General features: G+C 71.0%; 11 protein-coding genes. 7 read left to right on the top strand and 4 right to left on the bottom strand.

The genetic code is table 11. The features are described from left to right. Nucleotides 1-109 precede the first annotated feature (109 nt). From ACWEN0_RS16645 to ACWEN0_RS16625, 5 genes are all read left to right on the top strand, one after another. On the top strand, nt 110-1,966 hold the full coding sequence (locus tag ACWEN0_RS16645; protein WP_451973936.1) for an Hsp70 family protein: 1,857 nt from the start codon (nt 110-112) through the stop codon (nt 1,964-1,966). Nucleotides 1,967-2,010: 44 nt separating this feature from the next. Continuing rightward, complete coding sequence (locus ACWEN0_RS16640; protein ID WP_451973934.1) at nt 2,011-2,205, top strand: DUF3046 domain-containing protein; 195 nt, start codon at nt 2,011-2,013, stop codon at nt 2,203-2,205. A gap of 237 nt (nt 2,206-2,442) precedes the next feature. After that, nucleotides 2,443-3,489 carry a recombinase RecA gene (gene recA, locus ACWEN0_RS16635; protein ID WP_451973932.1) on the top strand — a complete coding sequence of 349 codons (1,047 nt, stop codon included), beginning with the start codon at nt 2,443-2,445 and terminating at the stop codon, nt 3,487-3,489. Between the two features lie 86 nt (nt 3,490-3,575). Further along, on the top strand, nt 3,576-4,103 hold the full coding sequence (locus ACWEN0_RS16630; protein ID WP_451974305.1) for a regulatory protein RecX: 528 nt from the start codon (nt 3,576-3,578) through the stop codon (nt 4,101-4,103). Beyond that, nucleotides 4,103-4,318: a hypothetical protein gene (locus ACWEN0_RS16625; protein ID WP_451973930.1), complete on the top strand. Its 216-nt coding sequence runs from the start codon at nt 4,103-4,105 to the stop codon at nt 4,316-4,318. Before ACWEN0_RS16630 ends, ACWEN0_RS16625 begins: the two co-directional genes overlap by 1 nt. 6 nt (nt 4,319-4,324) lie before the next feature. On the opposite strand, the gene ACWEN0_RS16620 is transcribed toward ACWEN0_RS16625, so the two are convergent. The 4 genes from ACWEN0_RS16620 to edd all read right to left on the bottom strand — a co-directional run bounded on the left by ACWEN0_RS16620 (nt 4,325) and on the right by edd (nt 10,382). Further along, complete coding sequence (locus ACWEN0_RS16620) at nt 4,325-5,677, bottom strand: MFS transporter (protein ID WP_451973928.1); 1,353 nt, start codon at nt 5,675-5,677, stop codon at nt 4,325-4,327. Between the two features lie 19 nt (nt 5,678-5,696). After that, nucleotides 5,697-7,685, bottom strand: coding sequence for a PEP/pyruvate-binding domain-containing protein (locus ACWEN0_RS16615; protein ID WP_451973926.1), 1,989 nt, complete (start codon nt 7,683-7,685; stop codon nt 5,697-5,699). 214 nt (nt 7,686-7,899) lie between these two features. After that, nucleotides 7,900-8,505: a bifunctional 4-hydroxy-2-oxoglutarate aldolase/2-dehydro-3-deoxy-phosphogluconate aldolase gene (gene eda, locus ACWEN0_RS16610; protein WP_451973924.1), complete on the bottom strand. Its 606-nt coding sequence runs from the start codon at nt 8,503-8,505 to the stop codon at nt 7,900-7,902. After that, a complete protein-coding gene (gene edd, locus ACWEN0_RS16605; protein WP_451973922.1) occupies nt 8,502-10,382 on the bottom strand; it encodes a phosphogluconate dehydratase in 1,881 nt (626 codons plus the stop codon). Before edd ends, eda begins: the two co-directional genes overlap by 4 nt. Nucleotides 10,383-10,635: 253 nt before the next feature. On the opposite strand from edd, the gene ACWEN0_RS16600 reads away from it, so the two are divergent. Together ACWEN0_RS16600 and ACWEN0_RS16595 are read left to right on the top strand one after the other, a co-directional pair. After that, on the top strand, nt 10,636-10,923 hold the full coding sequence (locus ACWEN0_RS16600) for a hypothetical protein (RefSeq protein WP_451973920.1): 288 nt from the start codon (nt 10,636-10,638) through the stop codon (nt 10,921-10,923). Beyond that, nucleotides 10,920-11,744 (top strand): hypothetical protein, encoded by an 825-nt coding sequence (locus ACWEN0_RS16595; RefSeq protein ID WP_451973918.1) that lies wholly within the window; start codon nt 10,920-10,922, stop codon nt 11,742-11,744. The genes ACWEN0_RS16600 and ACWEN0_RS16595 overlap by 4 nt, the downstream gene beginning before the upstream one ends. Nucleotides 11,745-11,787 lie beyond the last annotated feature (43 nt).

Below are 11,787 nucleotides of genomic sequence, written 5' to 3'. Positions count from 1 at the left end.
CTCTCCGTCAAGGAGCGGTCACTTTCGCGGGTCCGCACGCACGGTGACCGCGCACATGGCAGCATCACGGCGAACGCCGCCACGGCGTGGTTGTGCGAAGGGGAGTGCAGTGCGGATCCTGTCGGTGGACCTCGGGACGTCCAACACCGTCGCCGTCCTTTCGGCGCACGGCATGCCGCCCCGGGTCGTCGAGGTCGACGGCTCGGCGAACATGCCGTCCGCGGTGTTCGCCACCGAAGAGGGCACGATCATGGTCGGCCGCGACGCCGAGCGGCGCGCCCGCCTCGACCCGACGCGCTTCGAGCCGAACCCCAAGCGCCGCATCGACGAGCAGACCCTGCTGCTCGGCACCGACGTCGTCCCGGTGACCGACGCGCTGGCCGCGATCCTGCGCCGGGTGCTCGAGGAGACCTCCCGCCAGCTCGGCGGCGAGCAGCCCGACGAGGTCCGGCTGACCCACCCCGCGCAGTGGGGCCAGACCCGCCGCAACGTCCTGATGTCCGCCGCCCGCCTCGCCGGGATGGACCGGAACATCCTGCTGGTGCCCGAACCCGTCGCCGCGGCGGCGCACTTCGCGTCGTTCCCCGGCAAGTCCCTCGCCCCCGGCCAGGCGCTCGCCGTCTACGACCTCGGGGCCGGCACCTTCGACGTCGCCGTCGTCGGCGCCACGCAGAACGGCTTCACCGTGCTCGCCGAGGACGGTCTGCCCGACCTCGGCGGCCTCGACGTCGACCAGGCGCTGATGGTGCACGTCGGGCGCGAGGTCTCGCACTCCGACCCGCAGCGCTGGCAGCGGCTGCTGCGGCCCGAGTCGACCGCCGACCGGCGCACCCGGCGCGCGCTGCAGGAAGACGTCAAGGCGGCCAAGGAAGCGCTGTCGCGGCACCCGCAGACCGAAGTGCCGATGCCCGAGCCGTTCAAGGACGTCCTCGTCACGCGCGGCGAGCTGGAAGGCCTGGTCCGGCCGGCGATGCTGCGCAGCGTCGAACTGCTTTCGCGGACGCTCCGCTCGTCCGGGCTGGCGCCGGACCGGCTGGCCGGCATCTACCTCGTCGGCGGGTCGAGCCGGCTGCCGCTGGTCGGCACGATGATCGCGGAGAAGCTCGGCGTCGTGCCGGGCAGCCTCGACCAGCCGGAGACGGCCGTCGCGCTCGGCGCCCAGCACGTCGCCCGCGACGGGCTCGGGGCCCGGACCCAGAACGTCGAAGGGGCGGTGGCCGCGGGCGCCCCGCCGCACCGCCCGCAGTACGCGCCGCCGCCCCCGCCGCAGTACCCGGGGTACGCGCCGTCGAACTTCCCGCCGAGCGGCCCGCAGCGGGTGCAGACCCCGGCGCCGTCGAACTTCCCCGCGTACTCGCCCGCCCCGGAGCGGGCCGAGCCGAAGCCGGGCGGGAAGAAGAAGCTGGTCATCGGGATCGCGGTCGCGGTCGTCGTGGTGCTCGCGGCCGGGCTGACCTACTTCCTGACGTCGTCGTCCTCGGCGACGACCTACACCGCGGACCAGTGCAAGACCCCGGGCCAGGCGGACGGCAAGGGCCTCACCGGCTGCCTGCGCCAGCTCGCCGGGAAGATCGCCGACACCGGCGACTGCAAGCCGGGCATGGGCAACGGCCCGGCGGCGCCCGCGAAGAGCCTCGGGCCGGCCTCGACGTGCTCCGCGCCGGGCCGGGCGGGGACGCAGGTGACCTACGTCCAGGGCGACAACGCCGACACGCTCAAGCAGTACACCGACGGCCTGCTCACCTCGGCGGGCGGCGACCGCACCGAGGCCGACTGGGCGGGCAACGGGCTCAAGGGCCACTACTCGTCGGCCGCGGGCAAGACGGCGGCGGTGCTCGTGTTCACGGTGTCGGACCGGCCGCTCGCCGGGTTCATCTACCAGCTGAACTCGAACGACCAGGCCGCCGCGACCACACCGGACACGCTGGCCGACTACTTCGAGGCGAGCGTCCAGCCGGGCGAGTAGTGGCGCGAACGGACCGTTCGCGCCGCCCGGTTAGAGTGGGTCCGATGCGGATCACGGTTTTCCGGCGGCTGATGGCCGAGGAGTTCGGCCCCGGGCGGGCCCAGGTGCTGTCCCGGGACCACGTGCTCAGCGGGCTCGGCGGCCGCACCGTCGACCAGGCGCTGACCGCGGGAATCCCGGCGAAAGAGATCTGGCGAGAGGTCTGCGACGCCTTCGACGTGCCCCCCGAACGACGCTGACCTGGGCGGATACGCCCGGGTCCTGACCCGGGCGGGCGAAAATCCTAGCGCAAGGGCGTGTCGCTGCCGACCTCGAACAGGTGTTCGTCTATGGTGTTGTCCACATCGGGTCCAGCGATCCACAGATTGGGCGCCGCGCCTGGAATTGTCGGTCCCCGCCGCTAGCGTCGGACCGGACAGCTGAAGAACCGACACAGAGCCCCGGAGACGGGGCTTCGACCAGCGAGGTGGACTTCCATGCCTGCAGCACCCGACAAGGACAAGGCGCTCGATCTCGCCCTGGCGCAGATCGACAAGCAGTACGGCAAGGGCTCGGTGATGCGCCTCGGCGAGGACACCCGGCCGCCCATCGCCGTGATCCCCACCGGCTCGATCGCCCTCGACGTCGCGCTCGGCATCGGCGGGCTGCCCCGCGGCCGCGTCGTCGAGATCTACGGCCCGGAATCCTCCGGTAAGACGACCGTCGCCCTGCACGCGGTGGCCAACGCCCAGCGCAACGGCGGCATCGCGGCGTTCATCGACGCGGAGCACGCGCTCGACCCCGAGTACGCGAAGAACCTCGGCGTCGACACCGACGCGCTGCTGGTGTCCCAGCCGGACACCGGTGAGCAGGCGCTGGAGATCGCGGACATGCTGATCCGCTCCGGCGCCCTCGACATCCTGGTCATCGACTCCGTGGCCGCGCTCGTGCCCCGCGCCGAGATCGAGGGCGAGATGGGTGACTCGCACGTGGGTCTCCAGGCCCGCCTGATGAGCCAGGCGCTGCGGAAGATCACCGGTGCGCTGTCCAACTCCGGCACCACGGCGATCTTCATCAACCAGCTCCGCGAGAAGGTCGGCGTCATGTTCGGCTCGCCGGAGACCACCACCGGTGGCAAGGCGCTGAAGTTCTACGCGTCGGTCCGCCTGGACGTGCGCCGCATCGAGACGATGAAGGACGGCGGCGAGGCGGTCGGTAACCGCACCCGCGTCAAGGTCGTCAAGAACAAGGTGGCCCCGCCCTTCAAGCAGGCCGAGTTCGACATCCTGTACGGCCAGGGCATCTCCCGCGAGGGTTCGCTCATCGACATGGGCGTCGACCAGGGCATCCTGCGCAAGTCGGGTGCCTGGTACACCTACGAGGGCGACCAGCTCGGCCAGGGCAAGGAGAACGCGCGCCGGTTCCTGCGCGACAACCCGGACATCGCCAACGAGGTCGAGAAGCGCATCAAGGAAAAGCTCGGCATCGGCCCGCAGGTCGACGCGGACGCCGTCGAAGCGGTCCCGGCGCCGGTCGACTTCTGATCCGCGGGTGAGGGCGAGCCCTGCCGTGGCCGTGGTCCGCGGTGGGGCGTGACGAGGGAGTGATTCAGGTGGCCAGGGCGCCCAAGGTGCCGCCCGCCGAGCTGCCTCCGGAGGAGCGGTACAAGAAGGCCAAGGAGATCTGCTTCGATCTCCTGGCCGCGCGGCCGCGTACCCAGGAGGAGCTCCGGCAGGCGTTGCACCGCAAGGGGTTCGACGAGGAGACCTGCGAAACCCTGCTCGGCAAGCTCGACCGGGCCGGGCTGGTCAACGACGCGGAGTTCGCGGAGCTGTGGGTGAAGTCCCGGCACGCGAACCAGGGCCTGTCCCGCACCGCGCTGGTGGCCGAGCTGCGGCGCAAGGGCGTCGACGGCGAGGTCGCCGCGCAGGCGGCGGGGGAGGTCGACCGCGAGTCCGAGGAGCAGATGGCCAGGGAGCTGGTCCGCAAGCGCCTCGGCTCGCTGGGCAACGTCGACGAACAGACGGCCCTGCGGCGGCTGCTGGGGTTCCTGGCGCGCAAGGGATATCCGCAGGGGCTGGCGTACACGGTGATCAGGGAGGAGCTCCGCGAGTACGGCGCGGAGTCCACCCTGCTCGACGACGCCGTCATCGACTGATGGGGCCCGGCTGGACCGTCGAGCACTTCTCGCAGAGCAACCCGGCCGGCCCGGGGCAGGGTGACGTGGCCGCCCTGCTGCGCCGGGTCGCCGACACCCTCGACGAGCTCGGTGACGTCCAGGTGCAGGACATCACCTTCGCGAGCGCGGCCACCGAGGGCGAGGACGACCTGACGATGACGGTGTACTACGACCGGCGGCCCCGGCGCCGGTGACCGGCATCAGCTCCGGGGCTCCGTGACCCGGGGGCGGACTTCCGAACCGTGGCAGCGGCGTTCCGCGCCGGCGGCCGGCAACCAGGGCTCCCGCACCTCGCGGGCCGGCGCCTGGTCGCGACGCCGGGGCGTGGGCACCCGGCGGTCCGAGCGGTGCTTGCGGACCGCCAAGAGCAGGAGGGCGAGCAGGCCCATCGCCACGCCGGTGACCACGGCCGACAGCACCAGGAACTCGTTCAGCCGGCCGGCCGCCAGGTACGCGCCCAGCGCCACCGCCACCAGCGCGCACACGGCGCGGTCCACAATGGACTCCATCGACAGCAGGGTGGCGCGGTGGCGGGAGTCCGGGATCGAGTCGTTCAGCAGCTGCTTCTGCACCGGGAACGCGATGCCCGTCGCCACCGCGAAGACGCACAGCAGCACCACGGCCGGGAAGGAGCCGACGAAGACGATCAGCCCCAGGCACAGCGCCATCACGATCGTCAGCGTGAACACCGAGCCCACCGGGCCGATCGCGCGGCGGAGCCGGTGCGGACGGGCCGCGCCCAGGGCCTCGAACACCGTCATGGCGGCGAGCACCGCGCCGTACCAGTTCACCGACAGCGACTTGGACTCGAGAATCGGCTGGAACAGGTTCACCTGGCAGATCCGGACCAGCGTGAACATCGCGATGCCCTGCACCATCAGCAGGGCCAGCCACCGCGACGAGCGCAGCGCGGACAGCGCGCCGCCGACGCCCGCGAGCAGGGATGCCGTCTTGCCGGTCGAGCGACGGCCGCCCGGGATCGCCGGGAGCCGGCACGCGAACGCCAGCGCGACGGCCGCGTTGATCGCCGTCAGCCAGTACGGGGAAGGGAGGTTCCACGTCATCAGCAGGCCGATGACCGGCCAGTACACGATCTTGCCGACGAGGCTGTACGCGCGCCCGACCCCTTCGACGCGCAGGTAGTGCTCACCGGCGCCGGAAGCGTGCAGGTACTCGTAGAGGTACGCGCTCTGCGCGCCGGACACCAGTGAGCGGGCCAGGGCGATCAGCACGAAGTGCACCAGGAACCCGGTGTAGGAACCGAGGAACACCGGCACCAGGTTCGCCACCACGAGCACGCCGGCGCCGGCCGCCAGCGACGTGCGGTAGTCGAACCGGTCGGCGACCATCCCCGTCGGGATCTCCAGCAGGCAGAACACGATGTAGTAGATGCTCTGGATGCCGAAGATCTCGCCGTCGGACAGGCCGGCGAGCTTCTGGTACTGGTAGAAGATCGGCACCCACAGCAGCAGGCCGAAGAAGAACTGGAACCCGTAGGTCAGCCGGACGGTGCGCTGAACGGCGGGTTTCGCGGGCAGGCGAAGGCCCAGCATGACGATGTCTCCCGGGAACTCAGGCGGAATACGGACGCAGCTGCACGATGTGGACGTGGTTGCCGTCGGCGAGCCATTCGATGTCCACCGGCGAGCCGAACGTGTAGTCGGGTGAGAAGTGCCCCTGCAGCAGGCGACCGGCGACGGCGAGCCGTTGCAGCTGCTCGTGGGCCGTCTCGTCGAGGTCGGTGGTGGCGTCGCCGAGCGAGACCGTGCGGCCGCCGCCCTCGACCGTCGAGTACAGGTACTGCATGGGCAGGGCCGAACCGTCGACGACGTCGGTCACGCGAGGCGACACGTTGACGTACACCGTGCGGAAGTCCGCGCGGTTCATCGGGTTCGTCGTCACGAGCACGCCGCCGAAGTCGGCCGCGACCTGCTCCTGGATCACGACACCCATGTAGCACTCGTCGAGGGAGATCCCGGCCTGGTGCCGCAGCCGCACACTGCGCACGGACACCAGCGAAGCCCAGACTTCCTTGACGCTGGCGAAGATCCGCTCGGCGGACGTGACGTGGTTGAGCGACTCGTAGATCCCGGCGGCGGAGAACCCGGCGAGGTCCTCGGCGTTGGACGAGCTGCGCACGACGAACGTCCGCACCCCGGCCAGCTGCGACACCAGGGCGGAGTCGATCTCCCCGGCCAGCGCGCCCGGCATCCGCGCGGACCGGATCAGGCCCTGCAGCTCGACGCACAGCGGCTCGATCTCCCGCGCGTCCAGTTCCAGGGCCATCTTCAGCTTGCCGATGGCCTGCTGGATCCGCGGCGACGACTCGAGGAACCGCCGTTGCAGCGAGAACGGCAGGGCGATGCCGCGGGACACGCGGATGCGCTCGTCGAGTAGCCGGCGAGCGGCGGCCGCGACGTCGGCGTCGGCGGGGACGCCCAGCAGCGTGGCCAGGTGGGGGAGCAGGTTGTCCCGCGGCGGCCGGGGCACCTGGTAGAAGCCGAGGAGCCGCTGCGAGCCGTGGGCCAGCACGTGGTGCAGCTCGCCCAGGTTGGCGGCCTTGGTGCCGTAGCGGTAGCGGTCGGCCGCGCGCAGCCGCGCGAGGTTCACGATCGGGCTGTGCTCGGCTTCGGGTTCCTCCAGCGTGACGCGCTGGGCGTACCAGCCCGGTCGCGGCCCTGCCTCGGCCGGTTCTTCGACCTCCCGCAGGGAGATCGACGACGCCTGGGTGTCCACTGTGTACTCGACCCACCGGCCGTCGAGCCCGCGGCGCTCGACCTCGGCGAGCGCGCCGAGCTGGACGGCGTTCGGGATCCGCCAGCCGGTGGCCAGCACGTTGGTGTGGGACAGCGGTGTCGTGTGGCGGGCGTTGACGATGCCGGCCAGGCGCGGGACGTCGTCCGGGACGCGGTCCATCACGATGATGTCCGACCAGTCCAGCGTGGCGGCCCGGTACTCGGCCTCGGAGCGGAACGCGCGCAGCCGGCCCGTGGCCGTGCCGGGGTTCAGCGCGACGAACGGTGCCGTCGAGAACAGTTCGTGCGCGAACACGCGCGGCAGCTCGTTCGCCGGGATCTCCCGCACGAGCCGTTCCTGCAGCTGGTTGGCCGGCTTGAACAGCAGCGGCAGCGCGGGGTCGACGTACTGCGCGACGAAGGCGTGGAACTCGCGGATCAGCGCGGCCGGCATGGTGTCGACTTCGACCGTCTCCAGCGAGAGGATCTTCTTTTCCCGTCGCGTGTGCAGCGCGAGGATGCCGAGCAGGAACCGGCGGTCCGGTGCGTGGTAGAAGGCCTGGTTGTAGGAGTCGATGTCCGCGCGGACGCGTTCTTCCGGGACGCCGAGGATCTCTTCGCCGATATAGATCGCGTGAAAGGAATGGCGCGCGTCGTTCAGGAAGTGGATGACCGATGTTTCGCGGTCGACCACGACCTTGACGAAGGAATAACCGCCGAGGGTGCCGCCCAGCTGGTGCAACGCGGACAGGGAAAGCCGTTCGCCGACGAGCGCGGCGACGGTTTCAGGGGCAGGACTGGGCGCGACCACACTGGTCAGGGACACGGATTCTCCTCGCTGGAAATAGCGAAGAGGAACGATAACAGGCCGGTAAATCACCGACCGGAGTGACAGTGGACCATTCAGTGGCACATTCGGCCGGATTCATGACGGCCGCCACACCCGCTCGGAGCACCGTTCCAGCGCGCTGGAACGGTGCTCCCGGGATCCGGACGCCGATTCCGCCGTTCGGGCGCGGATTCCGGCGGGGTGATCTCCGCTACAGCCGCGCGGCTTCCGCGGCCAGCTTCTCGATCGTGGCGGGCTCGAGCGACGCCGTCAGCCACGAACCGCCGATGCAGCCGACGTTCGGCAGCGCCAGGTAGGACGGCGCCGACGCCGCGGTGATCCCGCCCGTCGGGCAGAACTTCAGCGACGGCAGCGGGCCCGCTATCGACTTCAGGTACGCGACCCCGCCGGACGCCTCCGCCGGGAAGAACTTCAGCGCCGAGAGGCCGCGTTCGGCCAGCCGCATCGCCTCGGACACCGTGCTCGCGCCGGGCAGGAACGGCAGCCCGGTCTCGAAGCACGCGTCGACGACCGAGTCCGTGCAGCCCGGCGTCACGAGGAACTTCGCCCCCGCGTCGGCGGCCTGCTTCGCCTGGTCCGGCGAGGTGACGGTGCCGGCGCCGATGACGATGTCCGGGACCTCGGCCGCGACGCGCTCGATCGAAGCGAGCGCCGCGGGGGTGCGCAGGGTCAGCTCGATGACCCCGATCCCGCCGGCGAGCAGGGCCCGGGCCGTGGGCACCGCGTCGCCGGCGTCGTCGATGACCACGACGGGCATCACGGGGGACAGCTCGAGCAGGTCCTGACCGGTGGTCACTGACCGACCTCCTGGGTGGTGAAAGCGGGCATTCCGAAGTGCTCCGGCGTCACGGGGCCGAACACCGAGGCGCCCTGGTCGGCGGGACCGACCGCGCGGCGCAACGCGGCGAACAGCTCTCGGCCGGTGCCGGTCCAGGATGCTTCGGACGGCGGCGAGTCCACAAGTTCACGGCGGGCGAGTTCTTCGTCACCGACGAGCACGTCGAGGCTGCCCGTGGACGCGTCGAGCCGGATGACGTCGCCGTCCGCGATGCGGGCGATCGGGCCGCCCGCCGCGGCCTCCGGCGTCACCTGGATGGCGGCCGGGATCTTGCCCGACGCGCCCGACATGCGGCCGTCGGTGAGCAGTGCCACGGCGTACCCGCGGTCCATCAGCACGCCCAGCGCCGGGGTCAGGCCGTGCAGCTCGGGCATGCCGTTGGCCCGCGGGCCCTGCTGCCGGAGCACCACGACGACGTCGCGGTCCAGCTCGCCGGCCTCGAACGCGTCCTTGAACGCCTCCTGGGTGGTGAACACCCGGGCCGGCGCCTGGACGACCCGGTGCTCGGGCGCCACCGCGGACACCTTGGTCACCGCGCGGCCGAGGTTGCCCTCGACCATCCGCAGCCCGCCGTCCGCGGCGAAGGGCCGCCACGCCGGGCGCAGCACGTCTTCGTCGAGGCTGCGGGCCGGCACGTCGCGCCAGACCAGCTCGCCGTCGGACAGGATCGGCTCGGCCCGGTAGCGGTGCAGCCCGAACCCGGCGACCGTGTGCACGTCCTCGTGCAGGAGCCCGGCGTCGAGCAGCGTGCCGACGAGGAACTGGATGCCGCCGGCGGCGTGGAAGTGGTTGATGTCCGCGCTGCCGTTCGGGTAGACCCGCGCCAGCAGCGGCACGACGGCCGAGAGGTCTGAGAAGTCGTCCCAGGTCAGCTGGATGCCCGCGGCCGCGGCGACGGCGACCAGGTGCATCGTGTGGTTGGTCGACCCGCCGGTGGCGAGCAGCGCGACGACACCGTTGACGAACGCCTTCTCGTCGAGGATCCGCGAGACCGGCGTGTACTCCTCGCCGCGCGAGAGCGCGACGACCCGGCGGCCCGCTTCTTCGGTGAGCGCTTGCCGCAAGGAAGAACCCGGCTGCACGAAGCTGGCGCCGGGCAGGTGCAGGCCCATCACCTCGACGACCATCTGGTTGGAGTTGGCCGTGCCGTAGAACGTGCAGGTGCCGGCCGAGTGGTAGGACGCCGCTTCGGCGTCGAGGAGGTCTTCGCGCGTCGCGAGGCCCTCGGCGTACAGCTGCCGCACGCGGGCCTTCTCCTTGTTCGGCAGCCCGGAGTTCATCGGGCCGGCCGGCACGAGCAGCGCGGGCAGGTGCCCGAACGCCAGGGCGCCGATCAGCAGGCCGGGGACGATCTTGTCGCAGACGCCGAGCAGCAGGCCTGCGTCGAACATGTCGTGCGACAGCGCGATCGCCGTCGACATCGCGATGACCTCGCGGCTGAACAGGGACAGCTCCATGCCCGCGCGGCCCTGGGTGATGCCGTCGCACATCGCGGGCACGCCGCCGGCGAACTGGGCGACCCCGCCGGCGGAGCGCACCGACTTCTTCAGCCAGGCCGGGTACTCCTGCATCGGCTGGTGCGCCGACAGCAGGTCGTTGTAGGACGAGACGATCGCGACGCCGGGAGCGCGCGCGGCCCGCAGCGCGGCCTTGTCGGCGCCTTCCATGGCGGCGAAGCCGTGGGCGAGGTTGCTGCACGCGAGACCGCGGCGGACCGGGCCTTCTTCGTGCGCGGCGGCCATGCGGTCGAGGTAGGCGGAGCGCGTCGCGGCACTGCGCGCGGTGATGCGGGCGGTGACGTCGGCGACGGTCTTGTGCAGGGAGGTGGGGCTCATGTCCGGCTCCGGATCACTGGTGTGGGGTGGTCCGCGGGACGGCAGCGCTGACGCCTCTGGGTCGTGACACTGGCCACAGTACCTCGGGAAAACGCCGAATCAAAATCGATTCAGAAGATCCACCCGCGTGACCCCGATCACCTCCGGAACCGTTAGTGTGCTAGTTGTCACACTGCACGACGCGTGGCAAAGCCGTACAGCGAGCGATCGCCCGGCCGGCTCCCTGCCAGCCCCACCACACCCGGGAGGCATGATGTCCACCTCCGAGATCGCCGAGCTGCGGCGAACCATCGGCCAGCTCAGGCAGTGCGTCGGCGCACTGCGCTCGCGTTACGGCGACGCCTCGGCGGTCCGCCGGCTCGCCAACGACGTGGAGCGCCTCGACATCGACACCGCGGACCTCGACGGGGTGCCGCTCGCCGTGCCCTCCCAGGCGAAGCCCGCCGAACGCGTGCAAGTACCCGACACGCCGTACGACCCCGCGCTGTGGCACGGCGCGGACGACGAGGGTGTCGGCGGCTACAAGCGCGACCAGCGGTGAGCGCTCCGGCTGACAACGGCGTCGGCACCGGCGTCCGGGCCCCCAAGCGGGCCCGGATCGCCGAGCGCACCCTCCGCACGGACCGGTGGTGGCTGCAGCCGCTGCTGACCGTGCTCGGACTGTCGGCGTTCATCATCTACGCGACGGTCCGGTCGTTCGTGCGCACCGCGTACTGGGTGCCCGACTACCACTACCTGACGCCGTTCTACTCGCCCTGCCTGTCCACTTCCTGCGTCGAGGGCTCGAGCCACTTCGGCCACTGGTTCGGCGACCTGCCGGGGTTCATCCCGCTCGGCTTCGTCGTGCTGCCGTTCCTGCTCGGGTTCCGCCTGACCTGCTACTACTACCGCAAGGCCTACTACCGGGCCGTGTGGTTCTCCCCGCCCGCCTGTGCCGTCGCGGAACCGCACGCGAAGTACTCGGGCGAGACGCGGCTCCCGCTGATCATCCAGAACGTCCACCGCTACTTCTTCTACGTCGCGCTGGTCGTCTCCCTGATCAACACCTACGACGCGATCACGGCGTTCCACGGCAAGACCGGTGGCTTCGGGTTCGGGCTGGGCAACATCATCCTGCTCGGCAACGTGATCCTCCTGTGGGCGTACACGCTTTCCTGCCACTCGTGCCGGCACGTGACCGGCGGCAGGCTCAAGCACTTCTCCAAGCATCCGGTGCGCTACTGGATCTGGACCAAGGTCTCGAAGCTCAACACCCGCCACATGGCGCTGGCCTGGACGACGCTCGGCACGCTGGTGCTGACCGACTTCTACGTCATGCTCGTGTCGAGTGGCGCGATTTCGGACCTGCGGTTCGTGAACTAGTCTCCCGCTCCCGACAACGACGTCCCCAGTTCCGAGGTGGAAT

Source organism: Amycolatopsis sp. NPDC004378, assembly GCF_053602455.1.
Note: the sequence above shows the minus strand (reverse complement) of the source record. Positions and strands in the feature narration are given on the sequence as shown.